Source organism: Acinetobacter sp. V104_13, assembly GCF_031798995.1.
GTDB lineage: Bacteria > Pseudomonadota > Gammaproteobacteria > Pseudomonadales > Moraxellaceae > Acinetobacter > Acinetobacter pittii.
The window spans coordinates 650,630-676,486 of sequence record NZ_JAVQNP010000027.1 but is presented as its reverse complement, the minus strand read 5'-3'; the positions used below and the strand labels follow the sequence as shown (position 1 = coordinate 676,486).

The following is a 25,857-nucleotide window of genomic DNA, read 5'->3' as shown; positions in this document are numbered from 1 at the left end:
GGATGAGCACAATGTATAAGGATATTAAAGTCGACCCAGCTCAGCTTGAAGCCGCGTTAGAAGCGCGTTTAAAAATCCGTGCAGGTTTTGATAAACCGACAGCAGGCATGGCTGCGGGCATGACGCAAGTCAACATGATTTCGGTGCCAAAAGAGTGGGCATACGACTTTTTGCTCTATGCACACCGTAATCCGCAAAGCTGCCCAGTGCTTGATGTGCTCGAAGAAGGCATCTATGCAACTAAGCTTGCAGCAGACTCAGACATTCGAACCGACTTTCCGCGTTATCGTATTTGGAAAGATGGCGAAATGGTTGATGAAGTAACCGATGCAAGAGAGATTTATAACGCTCATCCTGATTTAGTGACTTTCTTAATTGGCTGTAGTTTTTCGTTTGAAACAGCTTTGCAAGAAGCGGGGATTGAAGTTCGCCATATTCATGACGATACCAATGTGCCGATGTATTTGAGCAATATAAAGTGCCAACCAGCAGGGCGTATTTCAGGAAACATGGTGGTTTCCATGCGACCAATTCCATCGCATCAAATTAGTGAAGCGGTAAAAATTACTGCACGTATGCCGAGTGTACATGGCGCGCCTGTACATATAGGTCATCCTGAAAGCTTAGGAATTTTGGATGTAAATAAGCCAGACTTTGGCGATGCTTCTCGTATTGAAGCGGGTGAAATTCCAGTGTTTTGGGCGTGTGGAGTAACGCCGCAAGCTGCCGTCATGAACTCGAAAATTCCTTTTGCGATTAGTCATGCCCCGGGTTACATGTTTATTACCGACATTCCTGACCGTGCTTGGATTGGCTAACTGGACTAAAGAAGAATTAAAAGGATAAGCAAATGCGTTTTTTATCGGTAAACGCCGATTGTTTTCTAATTGAGCTTGCGAGCTTAGAGGAAACTTTGGCGTTGTACAATAAATTGCAAAATACGCAATTGAATGGAATTAAAGACTTAGTCCCCGCTGCAAAAACAATTTTGGTTTTCTTTAATGAGATCGAAACCAACTTTAAAACGCTGGTTGCTTCAATTCAGAGCCTAAAAGTTGATTCTGGATTTGAGCGTAGCAGCCAAGAAGTGATTGTACCGATTCGTTACGATGGCGAAGACCTTGCGCAGGTTGCAGAGCTACAAGGGCTGACTGTTGCAGATGTGATTAGAAAACATCACCAAAGCGTGTGGAATGTGGCTTTTATTGGTTTTGCACCGGGCTTTGCGTATATGAGCAGTCCCGAGAAGCCTTTTACTGATATTCCTCGCTTAACGGTTCCGCGTAAAAAAATACAGTCAGGTTCTTTGGGCTTGGCTGGAAAATACTCTGGTATTTACCCAAAAGACAGTCCGGGTGGCTGGCAGCTGATAGGTACAACATCAGAAAAAATGTGGGATTTAGAGCGTAAAAATCCTGCATTGCTGTTACCGGGCATGACCGTTCATTTTGAGGATGTCACGCATCGTCCAACTAGTGTGAATGTACCGCAGCAAATCACGCGTACAGTTGAGCCGAAAAAATCTCTGCCACTATTTACGATCACTGCGCCAAGTTTACAAATGCTGATTCAAGATGAAGGGCGCTTAAACCAGACCAATATTGGTGTTGGGGTTGCAGGTGCAATGGATTTGTCTGCCATGCATAGTGCTAACCGTATTGTCGGGAACCCAACCGATACACCAGTCATTGAAGTTTTAAATGGTGGTTTAAAAGCCAAAATGCAGCATGCGGGCATTATTGCAGTGGCTGGAGCGATCTCAAATATTCGTGTGAAATTTGCCGATGGACAAACCGCAGACTTTGCAAGCTATCAACCGATTGATTTGGATGAAGGCGATGAATTTCAAATTCAGCCACCGACCGCAGGCTTAAGAAACTATCTAGCAGTTCGTGGTGGTATAGACGTTGAACCTGTACTCAATAGTGCTTCGTTTGACAGCTTGGCAGTGTTAGGGCCAGAGCCTTTAAAACTTGGAGATACCATTTACCAAGGGCAGGTAAAGGCAGCCAATATTAGCGTAAATGAAGTGGGCAAAAATGACTTACCGCGAGCTGGTGAAGTTGTTGAGCTAGATATTGTGATGGGCCCACGTACAGACTGGTTTGAACAAGACAGTATTGAGCTGCTCTGTCAGCAAGAATGGCTAGTGACCAATGAAAGCAACCGCGTCGGGCTAAGACTTTCAGGTGAACAGCCTTTAACTCGCAAAATTACCCATGAACTGGAAAGTGAAGGCACGTGCATTGGCGCTTTGCAGATTCCACCGAGTGGCCAACCCGTTTTGTTTATGAATGATCACCCTTTAACGGGCGGATATCCGGTCATTGCCTCTGTTGCTAAACACCATTGGGATTTGGTGGCACAGATTCCGGCAGGTTGCCGCATCAAATTTAAAAAAATTGCCGAATTTACAGATTTTGAGAATGAATGATGAATACAGAAAAATTATTGATTGCTAACCGCGGTGAAATTGCCGTACGTATTATTCATGCTTGCCGTGACATGGGAATTGCATCGGTCGCGTTATATGCAGATGACGACATTGGTAGCATGCATGTCGAACTTGCAGATGAAGCATGGGGCTTGACTGGTGCGACTGCCAGTGAAACCTATTTAAATATTCCAGCCATTATTGAAGTTGCAAAAAAATCAAAAGCGACCATGGTGCATCCGGGTTATGGCTTTTTATCTGAACGTGCTGAATTTGCCCAAGCCGTGATTGATGCGGGCTTAAAATGGGTAGGGCCATCACCAAGTGCCATTGAAAAACTAGGCGATAAAATCGAAGCACGTAAAATTGCTGCTTCAGTCGGTGCGCCTTTGGTTCAGGGTACGCAAGATCCACTCAATAATGCAGATGAAGCTTTAGAGTTTGCCAAACAATATGGTTTACCAATTGCCATTAAAGCGGCGTTTGGTGGCGGTGGCCGTGGCTTAAAAGTCGCGTGGAAACTTGAAGAAGTCAAAGAGCTTTATGAGTCGGCAGTACGTGAAGCAAAAGCTGCCTTTGGCCGTGGTGAATGTTTTGTCGAGCAATATCTTGATAAACCGCGCCATGTAGAAGCGCAAGTGATTGCTGATCAGCATGGCAATATTGTGGTGCTTGGCACACGTGATTGTTCATTGCAACGCCGTAACCAGAAGTTAGTCGAAGAAGCGCCCGCGCCATTTATTAGCGATGAGATTTACCAACAAATTTTAAGCTCGGCAAAAAACATTTGTCAGGCTGCAAACTATGTGGGTGCGGGAACAGTTGAATATTTACTGAGTCGTGACGGTAAGCTTTCATTCTTAGAAGTAAATACGCGTTTGCAAGTTGAACACCCAGTGACCGAAGAAACGTCGAAAGTCGATTTGGTAGTGGAACAAATTCGTGTTGCACAAGGTGAAGCGCTTTCTATTAAAGAAACACCAAAAGCACAAGGCCATGCCATTGAGTTTCGTATTAATGCCGAAGACCCAGCGCGTGGTTTTATTCCGGCCTTTGGTGTATTGAGTTTATTTGAAGCACCGTTTGGTAACGGTGTACGAGTCGACACAGGCGTTCGCACGGGTTCATTAGTATCTAGCCACTTTGACTCACTCATGGCAAAACTGATTGTGACTGGTCCAACCCGAGAAGTTGCAATTGCCCGCGCTAAACGTGCTTTAAAGCAATTTAAAATTGAAGGTATGGCATCAGTTTTAGATTTTCACCGCGCGGTACTTAATGAACCTGACTTTACAGATGAATTTAATGTACACACGCGCTGGATTGAAAATGACTTTAAACAAGAATTAAAGCCAACCAAACGTGGCATTCCAAACCATCAACAACCAATGCTACTCAGCTACATTGAAATTGATGGCAAGTTACACCGTCTAGGTTTACCAGCAGGCATGTTTGCACAAGGCCCAGCAACCGCAGTTCAAGCGCAGACTGCCGAGCCAGAAGTAAGTGCCGAGCATTTACTGGCACCCATCAATGGTGTGATTAGCGCTTGGAAAGTCGAAAATGGGGAGCAAGTGACAGAAGGTCAAGTGGTTGCCATTATGGAAGCCATGAAAATGGAAGTGCAGGTACTGGCACATCGCTGTGGTGTGATTCAGATTGGCGCAGAGAAGGGCGCAACTTGCCATGCAGAAACCGTGATTGCGAGTATTAATTAAGTTTTGAATAAATGATTTGGCTCACTTAAACATCAGTTTAATTGGGTCAAATCGAATGCTTATTTATTCACCTAGTTCGTTATTTTTCGCAGTATTCGTTAACCATTTTCAGCTTGAAAATTAGCACTAATTATGAGATATTCCTCACAGTTTAGTGATATGAAAATTAATCACTGTATTGAAAGCTCGCTTATGCGGGCTTTAATTTTTAGCCCAGTTTAAGCATTTCTCACTTAATGAGCTGGCAGCATAAAAATAATTTGAGAATTTGGCACTCACTCAAAGGCGAATTGAAGAAAGCGAATGAAAATTCTACCTTCATCTGAATATGATCAAATTCTAAAATACAGTGTCTATTGGCTCGTCATCTCGATTGTGATTGGAGTCGTCGCGGGGTTGGCCTCGACTTTAATTTTTGTGGCTTTTGATATTTCAAACAAAGTTAGAAGCCTGCATCACTGGCTCATCTACTTTTTGCCTTTTGTGGGGTTTGGTATTGGTTATCTCATTAAAAAATATGGATCACCGATTGAACGGGGAACCCATTTACTGATTGATGAAATTCACCAGCCTAAGTCGTTTATTCCAAAACGAATGAGCCCCATCATTTTTATTACTTCAATTTTAACGCAACTGTTTGGTGGTTCGGCAGGGCGTGAGGCCCCAGCAGTTCAGCTTTCGGGTGCCTTAATTGACCACTTGAGCCATATATTAAAAGTCTCGGAAGATAACCGAAAAATCTGTTTAATCGCCAGTATTGGTGCAGGCTTTGCAGGGGTATTTGGCTTGCCTCTGGCAGGTGCAATCTATGGGTTAGAAATCACTGCTTTAGGTAATTTAAGATACTCAGCTATTTTTCCATGTTTTGTATCGGCTCTGATTGCATCGGCTATCCCTGAGCTATTTGATATTGTTCATCCGCATATTTTTTATGTGATTAGTGAGTTTCCAGCCATTCATTTTGGCACGCTCATGAACTTAATTGTGGCAGGTCTAATCTTCGGTCTAGTCGCACGTTTCTTTATTGCAGCCATTCATTTTGCGAGTGACGTTTTTTATAAATACGTTCGGTATTTGCCATTAAGAACGATGGCGGGTGGTATTGTCATTATGCTACTTACGTTGTTCACTGCGCATCAGCAATACAACGGTTTGGGTACAGATAAAATCATTTCATCTTTTTATGTACCGATTGAGTTTTACGACTTTTTTAACAAGACTATTTTTACTGCTATCACTTTAGGTTCAGGCTTTAAAGGTGGTGAAATTACGCCATTGTTTTATGTAGGTGCGACATTAGGTAATGCTTTAGGCGCGGTTTTAAATCTGCCAATTTCATTGCTTGCAGGATTAGGGTTAGTCAGTTTGTTTTCAGGGGCAAGTAAGGCACCATTAACGTCTATTATTTTAGCTGTTGAGCTATTTGGGATGAATGTTGCGACTTATGCCATTATTACTTGTTTGTTGGCAGCGCTATTTTCTGGGAATTGTGGGTTGTATCGCCGTAAAAAGTTGATGGATTAGTGAGTTGAGAGTTATAGAGGGAAGTTTTGTTTAGTGAGGGGATAGAAGAGGTATAAGAAATTTTCATATAAATAGATAGCTAATAGAAGATTTTAACATTTAATTTTTCTTAAAGTTAAAGGTCACTCAATAGCTTCTATAAGGAATGTAATAATTACTTATTTGATTCATTTTGTAGCGCTTAAGAAGTATTTTAGTGCATATAGCACATCTAATGAGCTTAAAAATAAATAATTAAAATAAATATATTAAAATTTATTATTTGTGAAATTGGCATATTAAATGCTTTAAATAGGTGATTTTAAAAAATGAGAAAATGAAAAATGAGAAAAATTATCTTAATTATTGGAGGTATTATTTCCTTAGTAGCATGTAGTCATGATCCTATTAATGAAGTATTAGATAATAAAAAAGATATACCAAAGGAAGAAAATAGAACAGTTGGCTGGTATAAGTCACAGCCTCAGCTTAGTGAGGAAATAAAAAAAGCTTGTGATATCGATACCTCAGAATATTTTCAAAGAAATGATTGTATTAATGCAAAGAGTGCTTTGAACCTGATCTTGATTGAATCTCGTTCAGATTTGAGTAATAACTTGCGTTTGAATGAAGATCGAAAATATTTAAATAGAAAAGTTCAATAAAGTCTCATTAGATCCCATCCATAGGGGAGTTTAAAAATGAAAAGATATAAAAAAATAATACAATATTTAGTAAATATATTATTTCTGATTTTTATGATTGAGGGGGAACAGATTTATGCCGAAATGTATACGGTAGATAAGGAATCATTTGTATCATATGATCCAAATATTAAATCTTGTACAGCTGGGTATAATCTTCTCTCGGGGCAGATTACTTATAATAAAAACCTGATTTCAGGAGCACTTCCATACAGTCTTTCATATCGAAAAGCAACGAGACATCAAATTTTAGATCAAGAAACAGCTATTGGTGCGGATTCATGGTCGGATAATTATGATGGCTACGTAAATGTATATTATGGAACATATACGACTGCAAATAGAAATATGATTTCAATTATTAACTATGCAATTAAATTACCAAATAATAACCATCGCTATTATTTTAAGAATGGTCCTACTAATTTTACAGATTATGGTTACCCTGAACCTTGGGTTCAAGAGAAAAATCGTGCTTTATATCGAATATATACATCATCAGAACCACCTGCTTCAAGTTTGCCAGGTGATGGAGAGTCCGGCGGTTATGCATCGACTGATTTTGGCCAAATCAAGTTTACTGTAGGTTCAAACTCCATGACAGTGGTTCGAGCGGGGGTTACATATAGCGCTACGGTTTCAAAGTCTGTCAATAATGAGGTTTTATTTAGATTTAATAAGATTACTTATCCAGATGGACGAGTTATTAATCTAAGTTATGATAGTGCATTAAATTTAACTACAGTGACTGATAATAAAAATAATAAACTTGCATTGACTCGAAATGGTGCACAAGTTTCATCTGTAATGTTTACTGGGGGATCACAAGGGGATAGTCAGCAGTATGATTTGACGTATGCTTCTGTAATAGCAGGATCAACCAGTTATACACAATTAACTCAAATTAAAAATGCTAAAAATAATCGAAAGGAAAGTTATACTTATAGTTCGGCTTTGTCACTGCCATATTATGAAGCAGCTAAAATCAATAATATTGCTAATCCGGAAGTAGCTGCTCAAAGACCTGTTCTACAGTCGGTAAAAGATAACTTAGATCAAATTAAACAGACATGGACAATTGAATATCCAAGTTACTTTTATGATGCATCGGTTCTTCGGGTGACTACAGCAAAGATTATATTGCGCTCATTTATAGGTGATGCAGGTGGTAGTGTATCGGGTGATACCACTACAACCTATGACGATAAAGAGACTAGTAGTAAAATCACAATGTCCTTTTCTCCAGATGGAGGTCAGGCGGTGAATACAATTATAAATACAACTCATCCAGATTATTCAAAAACTAATGTTGATGTGTCAGGCTTTCCATGTCTGACTACAGGTGATAGTAGACCAATTAAGTCAATTATTTATGCCCCTGCTGATATCCGGCCAATGCAAATTACTGATCAAAATAGTAATGTTACAACTTATGCATACGATAATTTAAATCGTATCTTGGAAATTATAGAAGCATCAGGATCAACTTTAAGCAGAAAAACAACCTATACATATGGTGCATTATCTAATGGTGCAACAAATTCATTTAATATTCCAACTCAAACACAGACTGGAAATGTAACAATAACCAATCAAGTGAATGCGAAAGGACAAATTACTCAACGAAGTGAGTCATCAAGTCAGTCAGGAAGTACGACGAAGACCACTACTTATACTTATTATACGGATACAACAAAACCGAATAATGGGTTGTTAAGTAGTGAAGATGGTCCGCGTACTGGTACGGTTGATAAAATAAGTTATGTTTATGATAATTATGGAAATCTGTCGGAAGTTTCTAGTAGTGTAAATGGCGCGACTAGAACCACTCAATATGTTGGCTATAATTCGTTTGGAAAACCTGAAAGGATTGTCCACCCAAATGGGATGGTTCAAAAATACGTTTATAATATAGATGGAACGCTGAGTAGTGTTGTTTTGGGTAATGGTTCGACCACTGGTGTTATTACTGGTCAAAATACTTCATATACATATGATACTTTGGGGCAGTTGATTAAAACGGTTAATCCTGATGGAGAGGTAACTAGCTATAGTTATGATAATTTAGGACGTATAGTTAAAGTGACCTATGCTGATGGGAGTGTGAATACCAAAACCTATTTTAATAACAATGCAGTCAGTAGTGATGAACTAAAAGATAGCTCTGCAACTGTGGTTTATAAAGGGTTGTATCAGACGCTTGATGCGAATGGTAGAGTTGCCAAAATTCAGGTGGGTTCGGATAGTACTTCTTACTGGAAGACGTTTAGCTATGACGCCAATGGTAATGTATTGCTGACGAAAACAGCTCTAGGTACTACAGAAAGTTGGACTTATGATGCCTTCAATAGAGTAATAAGCCATACGGACAGTACAAATAATACAAATACCAAAACTTATGATGCTTTAGATAATACCATTTCTGCTTTAGATGCACTTGCATCGGGTACGAATCCATATGCTTATCGTAATGGCAGTATTCTGACTCAAGAAACAAATAAAGACTACGGTACAAAAAGCTATACCTATAATGAGGCAGATCAACTCATTCAAAGTTTGTATGGTAGCAGAAAGTGTAGTTATGCAGATATTGATGAAATTGGGCGTAATCGTAGTATTAGCTGCCAACATGCAACAGCTACTACTGTTGATATGTTGGGATATGACGATGCTTATACTTATGATTCAAGCCGTTTTGGTCGTTTAGATAAAATAACGTCAAATAAAAGTTATGGTGTAGACAGTAACTATGGATATGACCTTTATGACCGTGTAACCAGTAAATCTCAATCAAATAAAGCTTTGACTGCATGGGGTGCAAGTGCAAATACACTTTCTACAGGTTATACGTGGAGCAATGGAGATAAACTAACGAGTTTGTCGTTACCTTCAGGTCGCAAATTAACTTATAACTATGATTCAACTTTAAAGGGACAAATTACAGGGCTTACGCTTGATGGATCAGCTGTTATTAGCAATGTGAGTTATGATGCCGCAGGACAAATGACAGGTTGGACTTGGGGGAGCAATGCAGGTAGCTATACATGGACATATAGCACATCGAAAAATGGTTTGATCAAGCAAATTGTAAATAAGACAAGTGGTGGAGCAACGACCTATAGCTTGAGTTATGGATTTGACCGAGATGGTCGAATTACAAGTGTTAGTCGAAATAATAGTTTGAATGATACGTATAGCTATGACAATGCTAATCGATTGCTTACTGAGAGTCGTGTAAATGGTTCAACAACCGTATATAGCATTGCTTATACATATGACAAAAATGGTAACCGCTTAACATTAAGAGCATCTGGTAGTCATTTACAACCCGCAGCAACTGTGAATTATGGCTATACAGGTAATAAGCTGACATCACTTACTAAAAATGGTGCAGCTCAATCTGTCAATTATACGGCAAATGCTGAACTGTATATTGGTTCAACAGTACCAAGTTATGACTATGCAGGACGCCGTCGCGGAGAAGGAACATCTACAACGATTAACCGTTATATGAGTTATAACGCCAACAATGAAAGGACTTTGACCAGTCTTGCAAGTGGTTGGGTGAACAGTACAACGCAGTTTGTGTATGACGAACAAAATCATCTTGTTGGTGAATACACTGCATCTGGTGTACCAATTGTGGAATATGTTTGGTTAGGCGACAAACCTATAGCAGCCATTTATGGGAGTGGTTCAGCGACAACTATTTATTATATTGTTACCGATGTACAAAATACTCCGCGTCGTTTAGTTAACACTAGCGGTAATGTTGTTTGGAGTTGGGACAGTACTGCTTTTGGTTTAGGTAGCCCAACAGGAAGTGTTACGTTTAATTTACGTTTCCCTGGGCAGTACTATGATGCAACAACGGGTCAATTTTATAACCACCACCGTTTTTATAGCCCTGAGTTAGGGCGTTATATGGAGCCTGATCCGATTGGATTAAAAGGTGGTTTAAATCCGTATATATATGCCCTCAATAATCCTGTGATGTATATTGATCAAGTAGGTAAAATTCCTTTACCTATTGTGACGGGTATTATTGGAGGGATTGTCGGTGGAGGAGCTTCAGTTATCGTACAATTGTCAAGCCATCAAAGTATTAATTGGGAAAAAGTTGGAATTGCTATGGGGGTTGGTGCTATTGCGGGGGCAGTCTCTCCTTGGACAGCGACCAGTGCAATTGGCTCTATTATGACTGGTTCTATTTCTAATACAATTCAGTATAGTGCAGGTCAATTTGCTGAAGGTAATAGTGTTTCTGCAATGGGGTTGGTGAGTAATGCTGTTATTGGTGCTGTTGGAGGGGGAATCGGCGGAACTACTATTAGAAATGTAGGGATTCCACTTAGTACGACTTCCATCTTTATATCTAAAGCTTTGGCAAAAAATGTAAACACGAATAGAGCTATATTAGCAAATACTACTGATAGTGCAATGGCACGTGGTTTTACGGGGGCAGTATCTTCAGAGGGGCTTGGAGATATTTTAGATAGATTTTCAGGAGGAAGAGGGAGTGAAGTAGGATTTCAAAGTAGTGGTGGTAATGGATATATTGGTAACAATGGATATTATATTAGTAATAATGGGTTAGGAAGTATAAGAAGCGTCGGATATGCGGATGGTTATCTTAATGGAGTATCTTTAGGGACTAACATTACTATATTTTTCGATTCAGGTGCAATTGTCACTTATGGTTGTTCTAGTTTATGCCGTTTGGAGATCTAAGATGCTTGAATTTATTCCAATAATTGTTTTGTTAGGAGCTTTTTCAGGAGCTATTTTTGGGCGCTACTATAGAGCAGTCTTTGTCTTTTTATATGATAAAGTTTATATACTCCTTAAAGGCCTTCTAACTAATCCTTTCCTTTCAATTGTTTCGATGCTTTGTGCAATAGTTTCTGTTTTCTTATTCGCGCTATGGGGCAATGTCTTTTCTTTGGTTATCTCTGAAGAAAATTGGGTGTATTTCTATAGGCCATATTTTGTTGGAATATTGGTAGGTCTTTTTTTGCTTAGGTTAAGTAGTGAAAAATAAGTTTTAAGTAGTTGAATTTAAATTATTCTATCTGTATTTGATGATTGAAATAAGAATACTAAAAATTTAAATAGCTTATTACCTTAGAATGAAGATATATAAGATTCTTAAAAATTATTTTCATCGTTCTAATTTAATACAAACTATATTTTCTGCGCTTGACGCCAACAATAGCGAATACTATCCTTTGCGTGCTGGCCACATTGCCAGTTGGTTTTAGCAGACCATCAGCCAAAGTACACGAAAAAGTCTAACTTTTTTGTGGAAATCCCTGCGTGCCCCCTCTGCGGCGGAACGGGAGGGGGACACCTTCGGGTGTGCTGGATTCTTTGGCTCCAGTCTGCTAACCCTCTTTCGTTTCGCCACCATTATTTAGCAGTAATGCGGTGAGACTTCTTTTATAGCCAAAGGAGTTCGCTCATGCGTACTAATTCTTCTCAATTTTTGGTCTTTGCCATACTCTCTCTAGCCATACCGCTTAAACAGTCTATAAATCGGTTTAATCGACTCTAGGTTTTTACGCCTAAACATCGTTACGACTAAAACATAGCAACAATAAACCCGAGATAGGCGAGCACACCTTTAGTGCCGCTTTTGCATGCCTGTTTTTAGCACTCGTTTTAAGAGTGACGGCATGTCTATCTCTTTTAGATACAACAAAAAATTATTTTAAGCGGTATATATGAAAAATTTACAAACTTCCTTTCGAGCGTTGCGAACGCTTCACACGGCAACAGATTTATTTAAACAATATGGGTTTAACAAGGTCGGGGTCGACCGAATTATTGCTGAAGCTCAAACCTCCAAAGCCACTTTTTATAATATTTTTCACTCAAAAGAAAGACTCATTGAGAGGTGCCTCATTTTTCAAAAAGATGCCCTCAAAGACAAGGTAATTTCGATTCTCTATTCTTACAATGAACTTATGGTGCTCGATAAACTTAAGCAGATTTATCTTCTACATACCAATTTAAATGGCCTTTATTATTTGCTCTTTAAGGCAATATTTGAAATTAAAACGCTCTATCCAATAGCTTATCGCATTGCGATTGAATATAGAACTTGGCTTGTAAATGAAATTTATAAACTGCTTTTAACAGTCAAAACTGAGGCTTCAGTTGACGATGCACGGATGTTTTTGTTTGTAGTGGATGGGGGAATGATTCAGCTTTTAAGTAAAAGCCAGACAGGTGAGCAAGACAAGTTAGTAGAGTATTTTTTAGTAATGGTGTCTTAGAGATAGCCCCAATAATCATCAAAATAAAAAAGCCCGTGATTGGGCTTTTTTTTTGAGGTGTGGTGATTAAAACTTAAGTTTTTTAAGTCCGCGACTCACACCATTTTGTAGAGCGGCTTTAATAATCGGGCCAATAAAAGGAACGCGGCCTTTAAAGCTAATGGTGTAATCCAAACGAGTTCGATTATTTCCCAAGTCAGTAAATTTCATGACACCACGGTGAGCTTTAATTGGGCTAATCCCGCTCGTAATTGCATACTCGATCAGTTCATTTTCTTTATAGACTAAATTGGTTTCTACAAATGAAGGGGTCAATGGAATAGACATTTTGCGCGCAGAGCCAACACCATTACGAGTGTCTTTTCCGTTGCTAATGCGAGTCACTTTAGCAGGAGCGAAAAGTTTACTTAGGTTTTCATGCTCACTTAAAGTAGCAAAGACCTTGTCTACGGGGGCATCAAATTCTTGTATGATGTTGATTTTTTGAGTTTTTAACATCTTATTCCCTCTAGAAATTATTTTGACATTGGTAATTGTCAGAATTTGGATGTTAGCACGCTTTGGGTAATGGGGGAATTCTTCTTCGTCGGAGTTATCGCATACTTAAAAAATTCACTTTGGTAAATCTACAATGCTTTTTGGCCTTTTCTTAATTTTTTAAAGAAGGGCTGAATCACAGACCAGTTGGTTGAAACCCAGCAAATAAAGGAACCAGCCGTCACCATTGCTGTTCCTTGCCAAAAGCTCATCGATAATTGAGTTTGTAAAACAAACATCGCCAAAATAGACGAGATAATCGGGGTGAAATAAGAGGCCACCACAAGCACGGTAATGTTTCCATGAATGATGCCAATGTTCCAAGCAGCATAGCCAAAACCCATGGCAGCAGAAGCAACTAAAAGGGTCATGACTGTTGGAATATCCATTGAAGGAATAGCAAAGTGCCCCGACACAAGCAGCTTGAACCATAGCGTGAGCGCGACACCAACAAAGAAAATGGAAATTGGATTTTGCCCATTACTTAATTTTTTGGTGAGTACACAGTAAAAAGCCCAAATGATGGCACCTGCAAATGCCAAAATATAGCTGAGTGGGTTGCTATGAAAATTATCGACAAGACTATTTAGACTAAAGTCACCGCTTCCAGTTTGAATAAAAACAATGCCGAAAATTGAAAGCATTAGACCTAAAATAATAAGGAAATTAAACTTTAATTCCTTAAAAATAACAAAAGCTAAAACCGTTAAACTCGGCCACAGATAGTTAACAATACTAATTTCAATTGCTTGTCTTGCTGTCTGAGAATAAGCAATTGCAAATGAGAAGCACATTTCATAAGCCACGAACAGAATTGTGCCAAATATTAAGTATTTTTTAGAGATCTGTTTAAAATCTGGAACTTTGAAAATGGCAAGCAACAGTAGTGCACTTAAAGAATAAATAAAGGTAACACCTAGCTCAGGTCCAATGGCGGCACTGACTTGCTTCATCAGACCGACCAGAGATGCCCACATGAGAATGGCGCTTAAACCAATCAATGTTGCTAGATTTTTTGACATAAAATTCAATAAATAACGGTTAAAAAATGGTAAAAGATGAGGTTGTACAAATGAAAGGAATCAATTTTCAAGCTAAGGAATATAGGACAAATTATATAAAATATAAACAATTAAATTTATTGATTGGTTGAATCTGCTATGTTTATTTAGCATTCAATTGAGTAAAGAAATTTCGGATAAAACAACATTTCTACGAGGAAAATATGGAAGTCATTAAAACGGTTGGTGTTGTTGGAGCAGGTGTAATAGGTGCAAGTTGGACGGCCTTATTTTTATATAAAGGATTTAAAGTTAATGTTTACGACCCGTATCCTATAGATGAAGCGGTCTTTAAAAAAAGAATATCTGCAAATTTAAATGATTTATTGGCTTTGGATCAAAACGCTGAACACACATATTCTCTAGCAGATGTACTGCTTCATCTGGAAATTTTTAATAATTTAAAAGATGCAGTTTCAGACGTAGATTTTATTCAGGAAAATGCCCCAGAACGTCTCGATGTGAAACAACAGCTATATCAAGAAATCACAGCATATTGTCCTGAACATACCATTATTGCTTCAAGCTCATCGGGCTTAAAAGTGTCTGATTTTCAAAAAGAGGCGCAGCACCCTGAACGTATTTTATTAGGACATCCTTTTAATCCACCTCATCTTTTACCTTTGGTCGAGATCGTTGGCGGTAATTTGACAGATCCTCAAATTTTAAAACAGGCTTCTGAGTTCTATAAACAACTGGGTAAGAATCCAATTATTTTAAATAAAGAAGTAAAAGGGCATGTCGCAAACCGTTTGCAGGCTGCGCTATGGCGAGAAGCTTTTTCATTGGTTGAACAAGGCGTGTGCTCTGCCGAAGATGTCGATGTCGCGATTACCAGCGGGCCGGGTTTAAGATGGGCGCTCTTTGGCCCCTACATTAATATGCAGCTTGCCAACCAAAAGGGCTTTAAAGAAGCAATTCATCATTTAGGCCCACCAATGACAGAATGGTGGAATGATATGCACGCATTTCAACATTCAGACGAGACAACAGAGTTATTGGAAGCACAAACCAATCAGCTATTAACACAATATAAAGATATCGATTTATATGAAACCAGAGATAAAGGTCTGGTCGATATCTTAAAGCTCAGACAACAACTTAAGTTAGATTAATTCAAAATCTTAGAATAGAGCCAATCATTTTATTGCAGAGATGATTGGCTTTTTTTGTTGGGGTAAATAACAAAAACATTCCTAGCTGAAACAATCCTAGATTCATTAAATGTTACTGAAATTCCTATCGCGTTGCATTTGAACTATATGCCTTACGTGAAAAGTAAGAATCGTTGCAAACCGTAAAGAAAGCCTCCTCATAATCAAAGGACATGATAGAAAATAGAGGAATAACAATATGCGCGCTCTAACTTACCACGGTGCAGAAGATGTTCGAGTAGAAACAGTAGCAGACCCTATTATTCAAGAACCAGATGACATTATTTTACGCGTGACTGCCACAGCGATATGTGGCTCTGATTTACATTTATATCGAGGCAAAATCCCTAGAACCGAACAGGGTGATATCTTTGGGCACGAATTTATGGGTGTGGTTGAAGAGGTCGGCCCAGCTGTCACCGCAGTCAAAAAGGGTGATCGTGTCATTGTTCCTTTTGTGATTGCCTGTGGCGAATGTTTCTTTTGCCAACTTGACCTAACTGCTGCCTGCGAAACCACGAATACAGGGCGCGGCGCAATTATTAATAAAAAGCAGATTCCACCAGGCGCAGCTTTGTTTGGTTATAGCCATCTTTACGGCGGTGTACCGGGCGGGCAAGCAGAATATGTGCGTGTGCCAAAAGCCAATAAAGGCCCTTTTAAAGTGCCAACTTCACTGTCAGATGAAAAAGTACTTTTCTTGACTGATATTTTACCGACTGCTTGGCAAGCCGTGACCAATGCCCAAGTGAAACGTGGCTCGACCGTTGCAATTTATGGTGCTGGTCCAGTCGGACTGTTAAGCGCTGCTTGTGCCAAGATGCTTGGTGCTGAAAAGATATTTATGGTCGATCACAATGACTATCGATTGAACTATGCAGCGGCAACATACGGTGCCATTCCAGTTAATTTTGATGAAGTCGATGCGGCCGAATTTATTATTCAACATACCGACAATTACCGCGGTGTCGATGCGGTGATTGATGCAATTGGTTTCGAGGCAAAAGGCAGTGTGATTGAAACAGTCCTAACCAATTTAAAACTTGAAGGTTCAAGTGGTGCAGCACTGCGTCAATGCATTGCGGCGGTTCGCCGTGGTGGTGTGGTCAGCGTACCAGGTGTATACGCAGGCCCGATTCATGGTTTCTTATTTGGTGATGCTTTTGATAAAGGCTTAACTTTTAAAATGGGACAAACCCATGTGCATCAATATTTGCCGCAACTCTTGGAATTGATTGAGCGTGGCGAATTAACACCTGAAACGATTATTACCCATCGAATGAAATTAGAAGATGCCGCAGAGGGTTATCGTATTTTTAATGAAAGAGAAGAGGACTGCCGTAAGGTGATTCTGCTTCCTTAATAAGCTCTCTTATAATTTAGTCTTAAGCCTCTTCGTAAAAGGGGCTTTTTTATTTTGAAGTGCACAATTTTGAATGCAGTTTTTTATTTTTGAACTTAAATCGCACCTAAACGGCTCAAGTTTGGTATTACTTTTAACCAAAAACGTAATACTAAGCTGGCATGTCCTTTGCATAGTCTTAAACAATCAAAAGTGATCTAGGGTTCCGATACTTCACGTATGACTGGACCGAGAGTTCACGGTTCCTAGCGAACTACACGGAGGGATAAAAGCCCGGGAGGAAGTCTAAAACTATCCGACAGGAGTAGCTATGAACACTGCAAGTTATCATAACAATCAAGCGATTTGGACCGAACTTTTACCCGGCGGACATCACTGGTCGGGTCGTATTCAAAAAGGAACTATTCTTAGATTTACATCGCTTGGCGCTCAGGCAAATGTTTCTTTGTTTTGTGTAAATGCTGCCGATGTGCTTGAGCGTTTTAACATGCCCGACAGTTTAAAAGGGCAACACACCGCCTATTTAAAAGCTTCCAATGTGCTCTATTCAGACCTTGGCCGTGTGATGGCTTCCATTGTTCATGACGATCATGGTTGGAATGATGCGCTTTGTGGCCCAAGCCGACCTGAGCAAATTGAAAAGCAATTCGGCCATCGCACATTTCAAGATGCCCGCAATGATATGTACCAAAACGGCTTAGACAGTTTACTCATTGAAATGTGTAAATACGGACTTGCCAGCCAAGACCTGAGTGCCGCCGTTAACCTATTTTCTAAAGTTGTATCAGATGAAAACGGCGCTTTGTCATATGTCAGTTCTGACAATACCGATCAAATCATTGAACTGCGTTTTGAAATGGACTGCCTACTATTTTTATCTGCCGCGCCGCATGGTTTAGACACCAGCCCAATCTATCAACCTGCTGATATTCAACTCAGTTTATTTAAAGCCAATTCACTAACAGACAACGATATTTGTCGTGATGCGTGTTCACAAAATCAGCGTGCGTTTCAAAACACAGCCCGCTACTACGCGCTTAGCAATATTTAAATCAGGAGAAGCATCATGACAGTTTTACAATCATTTGAAAAAGCAGTTTTAAATGAAGTTTGTCCTGCGGGTGAAGCGTGGATGTGCGAGGTTAAAAAGGGCCAATATTTTCGAATTATTGACCTTGAGGGAAACCAAGCGGTCGATACTTTGTTTATGAGTGCCGAAAACCCGACTGAGCGTTATAGCGCAATGGACACTTTGGCTATCAACCAACAGATTTATTTAGAAAAGGGCACCAAGCTCTATAGTAACTTTGGTCGTCCAATTGCCGTTATTCATGATGATAACTGCGGTCGCCATGACACCATTGGTGGTGCCTGTTCATGTGAAAGTAATACGGTTCGTTATGCACATGAAACGTATCCTATGCATAGTTGCCGTAACAATTTTATGTATGCCTTGGCAAAACATCCGATTGCAAAAAAGCATGGCTTAAATGTCCGTCATATTGGCCCAAACATTAACTTTTTTATGAATGTGCCTGTTACGCCAGACGGCCAGCTTAAATTTGATGACGGAATTTCAGGCCCGGGTAAATATGTCGAAGTTCGGGCGGAAATGGATTTAATTGTTTTAATTTCCAATTGTCCTCAGCTCAATAACCCATGTAATGCCTATAACCCAACCAAAATTCAATTGGTTGTCCGTGAAGCGGAAGGGGTGTAAGCATGTTTAAAAAAGTTCTGATTGCTAACCGCGGTGCAATTGCCTGTCGCGTCATTCGCACCCTTAAGAAACTCGGGATCGCTTCGGTTGCAGTTTACTCCGAAGCCGACCGTGATTCGTTACACGTGACTTTGGCCGATGAAGCTTTTCTGATTGGCCCTGCGCCTGCGCATCAAAGTTATTTAAATATTGAAAAGATTCTTGAAGTAGCAAAACAGTCGGGAGCAGAAGCTATTCACCCCGGTTATGGTTTTTTGTCTGAAAATGCCGAGTTTTGTGATTTGTGCGAAAGCCAAGGTATTGCCTTTATTGGGCCAACTTCAAGCCAAATGCTCGATTTTGGTTTAAAACATACCGCGCGTGAGCTGGCTATTAAAAGCAATGTACCTTTACTTCCGGGCAGTTCACTACTTGCCGATGAAGCCGAGGCTTTGTTTGAGGCAGCTCGTATTGGCTATCCGGTCATGCTGAAAAGTACCGCGGGTGGCGGTGGTATTGGTATGCGTCTGGTCTGGAATGAAACTGAATTAAAAGATGCCTACCAAACCGTATCTTATTTAGCGCAGGTCAATTTTAAAGATGCAGGTTTGTATTTAGAAAAATTTGTACAACATGCACGCCATATCGAAGTGCAAATTTTTGGTGATGGAAAAGGGCAAGTTTTAGCGTTGGGTGAGCGTGATTGTTCGGTACAACGCCGTAATCAAAAGGTGATTGAAGAAACACCCGCACCACACTTGAATGAACAGCAACGTGAGTATTTGCAAAAAGTTGCGATTCAACTCATGCAGTCAGTGAACTACCGCTCGGCAGGCACAGTTGAGTTCGTCATGGACACCGAAACCCAGGAATTTTATTTCTTAGAGGTCAACACCCGTTTACAAGTTGAGCACGGCGTGACCGAGCAAGTATTTGGTGTCGACTTAGTCGAGTGGATGGTTACCTTGGCAAGCGGTGACTGGTCAGCACCGACTGAAAAGTTAGAGCCAACAGGACATTCCATTCAGGTTCGTCTTTATGCCGAAGACCCGATTAAACAGTTCCAGCCGAGTGCGGGCTTACTTACACATGTTAAATTTGACCCGCAAGCACGAGTCGAAACATGGGTAGAAACAGGGTCAACGGTGTCGTCTTTTTATGATCCAATGATTGCCAAAATCATTGTAACTGCTGCAACACGTGACCAAGCCATACAGGCAATGAGTGCTAGTCTTGCCAACACGCAAGTCGCAGGCATTGAAACCAATTTGGAATATTTACAGAATATTATTGCTTGCGATGTGTTTGCTTTAGGTACTCAAACCACTCGATTTTTAAATACCTTTGAATGGAAAACTCAAAAAATTGAGGTGTTGCAGGCTGGCATTCAAACTGCCATTCAAGACGTAACAGGTCGATTAGGTTATTGGGATGTTGGTGTGCCGCCATCAGGTGCCATCGACCCACTCAGTTTAACTGTAGCAAACCAGCTTTTAGCCAATGAACCAAATACCGCAGGTCTTGAATGCACCTTGCAAGGGCCGACCTTAAAGTTTCACTGCGACAGCCAAATTGTCATTACGGGCGGTGATATGCCTTCAAAACTTGATGGCGAACTTGTGCCGATGTGGCAAACCGTCAATGTAAAAAAAGGCCAAGTTTTAAAATGTGGACTTATCCGTTCAGGTTGCCGTAGCTATATAGGTGTGAAAGGTGGATTTGATGTTCCTGACTATTTAGGGTCACAGGCGACTTTCACTTTAGGGCAGTTTGGTGGGCATGCAGGCCGTAATTTATTAATTGGCGATATGCTGCCGATTACTGAATATTCCGCTCAATCGACCACAGCTCTAGCTCAAGCACAAATTCCTAGCTTTACCCAAAACTGGGAAATTGCCGTCATGTATGGCCCACATGGCGCACCAGATTTTTTCACCAAACAAGATATTGATACGTTCTTTACCAATGAGTTTGAGATTCACTATAACTCAAGCCGTACAGGCATTCGTTTAATTGGCCCAAAACCTGAGTGGGCACGTGAAGACGGCGGTGAGGCAGGCTTACATCCATCCAATATTCACGATAATGCTTATGCGATTGGGGCAATTGATTTTACGGGTGATATGCCAATTATTTTGGGTCCAGATGGTCCGAGCTTAGGTGGCTTTGTCTGTCCTGCGGTAGTCATTCATTCCGAGCTTTGGAAAATCGGGCAACTTAAAGCAGGCGATAAAGCCAAATTTGTACCAGTCAGTTATGCGCAAGCAAAAGCGCTCGATCAAAAATATCATCAAAGCGTAACCGCGACTGATACAACTCAGATCAATTTTAATCCAGCCATTCAAGCAGAACCAGACACTTTAAAAGATGCAGTTTTAGCAATTTTAGAAGGTGAATCTGATTTACCAAGCGTGACCTATCGACCAGCAGGAAATAGCTATTTATTGGTGGAATATGGCGAGTTAGTACTTGATCTGAATTTACGTTTCCGTATTCATGCACTCATGCAATGGGTCAAAGATCAAAACATTCAGGGCATTATCGACTTAACACCGGGCATCCGTTCACTGCAAATTCATTTTGATTCAATTCTGCTCGATCAACTGGAGCTTTTACAGAAACTTCAACAGGCAGAAGCTGAATTACCTGACATTCAAAATATGCAGGTGCCTTCACGAACTGTCTATTTGCCTTTGGCTTGGGAAGATTCACAAACTCAACTTGCCACCGAGCGCTACACACAAATTGTTCGTCCAGATGCACCGTGGTGCCCAGATAACGTCGAGTTTATTCGTCGTATTAATGGCTTAGCTTCTAAGCAAGCAGTTAAAGATGTGGTCTATAGTGCGAACTATTTAGTAATGGGTTTAGGCGATGTGTATTTAGGGGCACCCGTTGCAACGCCACTCGATCCACGCCAACGTTTAGTCACCACAAAATATAACCCTGCACGAACTTGGACACCTGAAAATGCTGTGGGCATTGGTGGTGCTTATATGTGTGTGTACGGTATGGAAGGGCCGGGTGGCTACCAGTTTGTTGGTCGTACCACTCAAATGTGGAGCCGTTACCGTAAAAATGCTAACTTTGAACAAGGCAAACCGTGGTTATTACGCTTTTTTGACCAAGTGAAGTTTTATGAAGTTTCTGAGACTGAACTTCTGCAAATGCGTGAAGACTTCAAGGCGGGTCGTTTAAAACTTCGCATTGAAGAGGGCGTACTCAACCTAAAAGAATACAACGAATTTTTAAAAACACATCAAGACAGCATTCAAGCCTTTAAAGATATGCAACAAGCCAATTTCGAGGCTGAACGCCGCCGTTGGCATGAAGCAGGCTTGCAAGAATATATTTCTGAAAGCCTAGATGCTGTAGATGATGGCGAAACCGTGGTGATCCCTGAAGGAGGCTGTACAGTCGAATCACACATGCCGGGGTCAATCTGGAAAATCGAATGCGCATCGGGGGATATTGTTGAAGAAGGTGCAACCCTTGCAGTCATTGAGGCAATGAAAATTGAAATTCCAATTATTGCGCCGGAACGTATGAAGGTAGAAACCATTACCATTGAAAAAGGGCAAACCGTAAAAACAGGACAAGTGTTATTTACCTTGGCACCTGTCGCTTAAACCAAAAGAGAGCATCAATATTGATGCTCTCTTTTTTTATTATGCTTCGGTCAAATGCTTTAATACTTTATGACCATGTTCAACTGCCTCTAATTTAATTTTCGACTCTGGATTACCTGATAAAGGCGAAACGTCATAAAGCAAGTAAGTGGCGCTTAACTGCATTTGTGTATATTGAATTGAATATTGAACCGCTTTTAAAAAACTATCCGCTAAGTTTTCTCGGTCATTCACCATATCGGCTTCTTTTTGCCCGACCGTCATACTAATAATGACTTTTTTATCTTTTAATTTGTCGCCTTGAGAGCCATAAGCAAACTGATAAGTAAAAACTTCATCAAACCATAACTTCAAAATTGCCGGCATATTAAACCAGAACATTGGATATTGCAGAATGATGGTGTCATGGCGTAACAAGGCTTCTTGTTCAGCACTTACATCAATTTTATAGTCTGGATAAAGCTGAAAAATATCTCGGACTTCAAGGTCCGGATAGGTTTTTATAAGTTCATTCACTATCGTTTTATTTGCAATTGATTGAGCGTAGTAGGGATGAGCCAAAATAAGTAAAGCCATAATAATGCCTTGTAGCTATAAAAATCATAGTCACTATAATTTTTATAGTATGGGTGTACAATAACTATCAAAGTTGATAGGTGGCGTTAAAAATGGCGAATACTGAAAATAAATGTGAAATCACCATGAATGGAAAAACCTATCCATGTCATATCAGTATGGCTATGGATTTGGTGGGTGGAAAATGGAAAGGTGTTATTTTGTATTATTTAAAAGATGGGCCAAAACGCTTTAATGAAATCAATCAATTAATGCCAACCATCACAGAAATGACTTTAAGCCTCCAACTTAAACAGCTAGAGCAAAGCGGCTTAATATCTCGAACCGTTTATGGTGAAAAAGCACCGATTAAGGTGGTGTATGAAATGACTGAATTAGGTCAGTCTTTTAGGCCTGTTTTAGAGTCTTTATCGGTATGGGCACATACGATGATTGGTTCTACTTATAGTGTAGAGAACAAATAAAAAAAGACCGCTTAAGCGGTCTTTTTAGAATCTTCATGCAAACTAAAATGTGTTTCTATACGGTTAATAAACTCTAGAAATTCATTGTTTCCATCTACATCTGTACAACTTTCAATAATTTCCTCACAAGTGGTGGTGTGCCATAATTTCTCAATTAAATTAGTTTTTTTAACTGCAATATATTTTATTAATTCGGTATGTAATAAGACCTTCTGATCAGCATAATCATTAGGTGAAAAAACAACTTCTCCATTTGTTATGCGCGAAATAACATTTTTATGAAGATAATTTTCACATTCTCTTTTTTTCGTTAGATGGAAGACAACATGTGAATATCTTTTTTGAGTCTCTATATTCTTCTGATATTTATCACAGTTCTGCCCATCATTGTCTGAGTCAAAGAATACAGCCCATGGTTTTTGAAGCGTTTCAATTAATTTGTAATTTACCCAATGTTTTAAATTATCGCTGCCACCGCTTATTAATAACTGTATATCCCTCGCTGTAATATAATCTCTTTGAATAAGAGAATTTTCTGCGAATTTTGAAAAGATATGTTTTAGGAATACAACATCGGATACTCCCTCCACAAATATGTAGCCTTTGCATTGTGTATCATTTATCGAGCCAAAAGGGTGTATTCCTAGATCATGACTAATCTTATCTAATATTTGATTTGTATCTGCATGTTCTATAATGTGATTTTTATCAACTTTATTGATATAACGTAAGCTTGCCAGCGGTAATAAACCTGCTAATGCTGGTGTATGCGTTGTAACTAAAATTTGTGTTTTGGGAGATAGAGATAATTCTAATAATGCCTTGATAAGCATTTCTTGATAATTAGGATGTTGTGATGTTTCTGGTTCTTCAATTGCATATATTATTGACCTATTTCTAGCTTCTTTGAATTTTTTTTCAGCCTCAGCTCTGAAGAAATTTAATAAAATTAGTCTACGGACACCACTACCTCTTTTATTAACTGGTATTCCTAACTCTGATGTTAAAGTCATAGAAAAAATTGAATCCCATTTGGGGTCTTTAGAAAAACTAGGTATCAAATCCTTGGCTAGGTTTGAATCCATCTCCCCAAGTTTATTTAACGTTCTCTTTGCTACATCTTCTACATTTGTTCGTATATATTCTTGTATTTCAGTTAACTTGGGCTGAATTTCAGAAAGAGCTGCTTTTATTGCTAATTTCATTGGATCTTGAACTTCGCTATCTTGATCGCTACTGTTTCTATCAGACTTAAATAATGCAAATATAGGTAAAAAACTTTTTATATTTTCCCATAAGTTTTTTGCATCTTCTTTGTTCAGTGAAATTTCTTTAGTTTGGAAAGTTAGAGTCTCGGAAGAAAAAAGAAACTTTCTTAAGCAGGTATTAGAGCGCTGGTCATCTACTTGAGTAATATCTAAACCTTTAGTTTTTATTAAGCTTTTTAACTCAGCATTTTTAAGTGTAATTAAACTATTTAGATCAGGATTTGATGGATAATTAGCGATAATTGAAACTTCGGTTGTGATTTTTTGATTTACACGGAAAGTTTTTTTGATCTCTAGAAATGAATCATTATTTAAAAGATATTCACTTTCTAAAGTAGTCTGAGAAGTGGCATCTAAACTTAAACTTTCAGGGAAGTTCTTAAATACACATGTGATAGAAGTATTTTGTTCTTCTGTAGCAAAGATGCACCGATCATTTTTCTCAAAACTTGAATTTTCAAAAAAAATATCTAAGGCTTCAAATATTGTGGACTTACCAGCATCATTTTTTCCTATAATTCCTGTTAAGCATTCATCAATTAAAATTGTATGTTTTAAATGATAGCCCCTAAAGTTTTCCAAAACTATTGAAATTAATTCCATATGATTTTGACTTCATTATTTATTGTTAGATTAATCTAGCCTAAAATTTATACTATTTCTATCTAGTTAAATTATTTTATAAAAATTTTATACTTCTAAAATTAAATATGCTGTTTAGCTTGATTTATTAATTTAGCCCCATGCCTGTGCATGGGGCTTTTTTCTGCCCAAAAATTACTCATAAATATCCATCAAACCCATCAAAATGACGCTTAAAAACTGGCACATTTTCTGCATCTCATATTAGTAATACAAAAATTGAATTTGGTAATACCAAGCTAGAGGTGTGATATGAACGATGTAAAACCCGTGGTTCAACCAAAGCAATCCTTAAAAGCCTTTTTAGTCGAATTGCTTAGCGTACGTGCAGGTGTATATATCAAGCAAAACAATCAGCCGCCTAAAACAAAAGGATAAGACTGTGGCAAAACAAAAGTTGGCTCGAATCAGTATTACTGTACCTGAAACGACCCTCAACGCACTCGACCAAAAAATTGTCGAGCAGAACTATGAAAGTCGCTCGCAAGCGATTGTCGACATGATTAATAAACACTTGATTGCAGAGCAGGCGCAGGCCAATGAAGTCATGGTGGGCACCTTGACGCTGCTTTATGACGCAAGCCAAATGACCTTGCGTAATCAATTGGTCGATTTACAGCAACAGTTTTTAGCACAAGTGATTAGCTCACTTCATATCCAGCTCGACCAAGAAAAGATATTGCAAGTCATGTTAATGCAGGGCGCGAGTTCTGAGCTCAGACAAATTAGCCAGCAATTTATTGTGCTGAAAGGGGTAATTAAAGGGCATTTAGAACTAATGGATGCCGTGATGCCGCCGATACAGCAAAATGACTAAATGGAGTAGC

20 protein-coding genes and 1 riboswitch are annotated in these 25,857 nt (G+C 39.3%); of the genes, 16 read left to right on the top strand and 4 right to left on the bottom strand.

What is annotated here, in order from left to right; genetic code table 11:
* The first annotated feature begins 2 nt into the window (after positions 1-2).
* The 8 genes from RMB06_RS15925 (at position 3) to RMB06_RS15890 (ending at position 12,637) form a co-directional block, all read left to right on the top strand.
* The gene (locus RMB06_RS15925) at positions 3-818 is read left to right on the top strand and encodes a putative hydro-lyase (protein WP_101663720.1); all 816 of its coding nucleotides are present in this window, start codon (positions 3-5) and stop codon (positions 816-818) included.
* A 32-nt stretch (positions 819-850) separates the two neighbouring features.
* A complete protein-coding gene (locus RMB06_RS15920; RefSeq protein ID WP_311080305.1) occupies positions 851-2,434 on the top strand; it encodes an urea amidolyase family protein in 1,584 nt (527 codons plus the stop codon).
* Positions 2,434-4,152, top strand: a complete 1,719-nt coding sequence (locus tag RMB06_RS15915) for a biotin carboxylase N-terminal domain-containing protein (RefSeq protein WP_311080303.1) — start codon at positions 2,434-2,436, stop codon at positions 4,150-4,152. Before RMB06_RS15920 ends, RMB06_RS15915 begins: the two co-directional genes overlap by 1 nt.
* A 303-nt stretch (positions 4,153-4,455) precedes the next feature.
* Positions 4,456-5,676 carry a chloride channel protein gene (locus tag RMB06_RS15910; RefSeq protein ID WP_017400097.1) on the top strand — a complete coding sequence of 407 codons (1,221 nt, stop codon included), beginning with the start codon at positions 4,456-4,458 and terminating at the stop codon, positions 5,674-5,676.
* 323 nt (positions 5,677-5,999) lie between these two features.
* On the top strand, positions 6,000-6,320 hold the full coding sequence (locus RMB06_RS15905) for a hypothetical protein (protein ID WP_001226298.1): 321 nt from the start codon (positions 6,000-6,002) through the stop codon (positions 6,318-6,320).
* 36 nt (positions 6,321-6,356) lie between these two features.
* Positions 6,357-11,090, top strand: coding sequence for an RHS repeat-associated core domain-containing protein (locus tag RMB06_RS15900; protein ID WP_311080298.1), 4,734 nt, complete (start codon positions 6,357-6,359; stop codon positions 11,088-11,090).
* Position 11,091: 1 nt separating this feature from the next.
* Positions 11,092-11,400 (top strand): hypothetical protein, encoded by a 309-nt coding sequence (locus RMB06_RS15895; protein ID WP_000889172.1) that lies wholly within the window; start codon positions 11,092-11,094, stop codon positions 11,398-11,400.
* 682 nt (positions 11,401-12,082) lie between these two features.
* Entirely contained in the window at positions 12,083-12,637 is a 555-nt protein-coding gene (locus RMB06_RS15890; protein ID WP_069140227.1) for a TetR/AcrR family transcriptional regulator, read from the top strand.
* A gap of 66 nt (positions 12,638-12,703) precedes the next feature.
* On the opposite strand, the gene RMB06_RS15885 is transcribed toward RMB06_RS15890, so the two are convergent.
* Together RMB06_RS15885 and yddG are read right to left on the bottom strand one after the other, a co-directional pair.
* Entirely contained in the window at positions 12,704-13,135 is a 432-nt protein-coding gene (locus tag RMB06_RS15885) for an SRPBCC family protein (RefSeq protein WP_069140228.1), read from the bottom strand.
* Positions 13,136-13,263: 128 nt separating this feature from the next.
* Positions 13,264-14,196, bottom strand: a complete 933-nt coding sequence (yddG, locus tag RMB06_RS15880) for an aromatic amino acid DMT transporter YddG (protein WP_069140229.1) — start codon at positions 14,194-14,196, stop codon at positions 13,264-13,266.
* A 203-nt stretch (positions 14,197-14,399) separates the two neighbouring features.
* Between yddG and RMB06_RS15875 the strand changes: the two genes are divergently transcribed.
* The 5 genes from RMB06_RS15875 (at position 14,400) to uca (ending at position 22,080) form a co-directional block, all read left to right on the top strand.
* Positions 14,400-15,350, top strand: a complete 951-nt coding sequence (locus RMB06_RS15875) for a 3-hydroxyacyl-CoA dehydrogenase NAD-binding domain-containing protein (protein WP_282462993.1) — start codon at positions 14,400-14,402, stop codon at positions 15,348-15,350.
* A 238-nt stretch (positions 15,351-15,588) separates the two neighbouring features.
* On the top strand, positions 15,589-16,752 hold the full coding sequence (locus RMB06_RS15870) for a zinc-dependent alcohol dehydrogenase (protein WP_017402877.1): 1,164 nt from the start codon (positions 15,589-15,591) through the stop codon (positions 16,750-16,752).
* A gap of 186 nt (positions 16,753-16,938) precedes the next feature.
* A riboswitch (guanidine-I (ykkC/yxkD leader) is annotated at positions 16,939-17,034 on the top strand.
* A gap of 28 nt (positions 17,035-17,062) precedes the next feature.
* Entirely contained in the window at positions 17,063-17,803 is a 741-nt protein-coding gene (locus RMB06_RS15865; RefSeq protein ID WP_069140231.1) for an urea amidolyase associated protein UAAP1, read from the top strand.
* Positions 17,804-17,818: 15 nt separating this feature from the next.
* Complete coding sequence (locus RMB06_RS15860; protein ID WP_000217380.1) at positions 17,819-18,472, top strand: urea amidolyase associated protein UAAP2; 654 nt, start codon at positions 17,819-17,821, stop codon at positions 18,470-18,472.
* Between the two features lie 2 nt (positions 18,473-18,474).
* Entirely contained in the window at positions 18,475-22,080 is a 3,606-nt protein-coding gene (gene uca, locus RMB06_RS15855) for an urea carboxylase (protein WP_069140232.1), read from the top strand.
* 39 nt (positions 22,081-22,119) lie between these two features.
* On the opposite strand, the gene RMB06_RS15850 is transcribed toward uca, so the two are convergent.
* Positions 22,120-22,656 carry an NAD(P)H-dependent oxidoreductase gene (locus RMB06_RS15850; RefSeq protein WP_001196261.1) on the bottom strand — a complete coding sequence of 179 codons (537 nt, stop codon included), beginning with the start codon at positions 22,654-22,656 and terminating at the stop codon, positions 22,120-22,122.
* A 92-nt stretch (positions 22,657-22,748) separates the two neighbouring features.
* Between RMB06_RS15850 and RMB06_RS15845 the strand changes: the two genes are divergently transcribed.
* A complete protein-coding gene (locus RMB06_RS15845) occupies positions 22,749-23,120 on the top strand; it encodes a helix-turn-helix domain-containing protein (protein ID WP_069140233.1) in 372 nt (123 codons plus the stop codon).
* 11 nt (positions 23,121-23,131) lie between these two features.
* Here RMB06_RS15845 and RMB06_RS15840 read toward each other — a convergent pair whose 3' ends face one another.
* Positions 23,132-24,991 (bottom strand): AAA family ATPase, encoded by a 1,860-nt coding sequence (locus tag RMB06_RS15840; protein WP_069140234.1) that lies wholly within the window; start codon positions 24,989-24,991, stop codon positions 23,132-23,134.
* Between the two features lie 291 nt (positions 24,992-25,282).
* Between RMB06_RS15840 and RMB06_RS15835 the strand changes: the two genes are divergently transcribed.
* Together RMB06_RS15835 and RMB06_RS15830 are read left to right on the top strand one after the other, a co-directional pair.
* Positions 25,283-25,408, top strand: a complete 126-nt coding sequence (locus tag RMB06_RS15835; RefSeq protein WP_001000627.1) for a hypothetical protein — start codon at positions 25,283-25,285, stop codon at positions 25,406-25,408.
* Positions 25,409-25,412: 4 nt separating this feature from the next.
* The gene (locus RMB06_RS15830) at positions 25,413-25,847 is read left to right on the top strand and encodes a CopG family ribbon-helix-helix protein (protein ID WP_069140235.1); all 435 of its coding nucleotides are present in this window, start codon (positions 25,413-25,415) and stop codon (positions 25,845-25,847) included.
* Positions 25,848-25,857 lie beyond the last annotated feature (10 nt).

Bases quoted from the DNA above. Each gene is read 5' to 3' on its own strand.
- RMB06_RS15865 (WP_069140231.1), top strand. From the start codon at position 17,063: ATGAACACTGCAAGTTATCATAACAATCAAGCGATTTGGACCGAACTT.
- RMB06_RS15875 (WP_282462993.1), top strand. From the start codon at position 14,400: ATGGAAGTCATTAAAACGGTTGGTGTTGTTGGAGCAGGTGTAATAGGT.
- RMB06_RS15915 (WP_311080303.1), top strand. From the start codon at position 2,434: ATGAATACAGAAAAATTATTGATTGCTAACCGCGGTGAAATTGCCGTA.
- uca (WP_069140232.1), top strand. From the start codon at position 18,475: ATGTTTAAAAAAGTTCTGATTGCTAACCGCGGTGCAATTGCCTGTCGC.
- RMB06_RS15895 (WP_000889172.1), top strand. From the start codon at position 11,092: ATGCTTGAATTTATTCCAATAATTGTTTTGTTAGGAGCTTTTTCAGGA.
- RMB06_RS15900 (WP_311080298.1), top strand. From the start codon at position 6,357: ATGAAAAGATATAAAAAAATAATACAATATTTAGTAAATATATTATTT.
- RMB06_RS15885 (WP_069140228.1), bottom strand. From the start codon at position 13,135: ATGTTAAAAACTCAAAAAATCAACATCATACAAGAATTTGATGCCCCC.
- RMB06_RS15850 (WP_001196261.1), bottom strand. From the start codon at position 22,656: ATGGCTTTACTTATTTTGGCTCATCCCTACTACGCTCAATCAATTGCA.
- yddG (WP_069140229.1), bottom strand. From the start codon at position 14,196: ATGTCAAAAAATCTAGCAACATTGATTGGTTTAAGCGCCATTCTCATG.
- RMB06_RS15840 (WP_069140234.1), bottom strand. From the start codon at position 24,991: ATGGAATTAATTTCAATAGTTTTGGAAAACTTTAGGGGCTATCATTTA.
- RMB06_RS15905 (WP_001226298.1), top strand. From the start codon at position 6,000: ATGAGAAAAATTATCTTAATTATTGGAGGTATTATTTCCTTAGTAGCA.
- RMB06_RS15870 (WP_017402877.1), top strand. From the start codon at position 15,589: ATGCGCGCTCTAACTTACCACGGTGCAGAAGATGTTCGAGTAGAAACA.
- RMB06_RS15910 (WP_017400097.1), top strand. From the start codon at position 4,456: ATGAAAATTCTACCTTCATCTGAATATGATCAAATTCTAAAATACAGT.
- RMB06_RS15860 (WP_000217380.1), top strand. From the start codon at position 17,819: ATGACAGTTTTACAATCATTTGAAAAAGCAGTTTTAAATGAAGTTTGT.
- RMB06_RS15920 (WP_311080305.1), top strand. From the start codon at position 851: ATGCGTTTTTTATCGGTAAACGCCGATTGTTTTCTAATTGAGCTTGCG.
- RMB06_RS15890 (WP_069140227.1), top strand. From the start codon at position 12,083: ATGAAAAATTTACAAACTTCCTTTCGAGCGTTGCGAACGCTTCACACG.
- RMB06_RS15925 (WP_101663720.1), top strand. From the start codon at position 3: ATGAGCACAATGTATAAGGATATTAAAGTCGACCCAGCTCAGCTTGAA.
- RMB06_RS15845 (WP_069140233.1), top strand. From the start codon at position 22,749: ATGGCGAATACTGAAAATAAATGTGAAATCACCATGAATGGAAAAACC.
- RMB06_RS15835 (WP_001000627.1), top strand. From the start codon at position 25,283: ATGAACGATGTAAAACCCGTGGTTCAACCAAAGCAATCCTTAAAAGCC.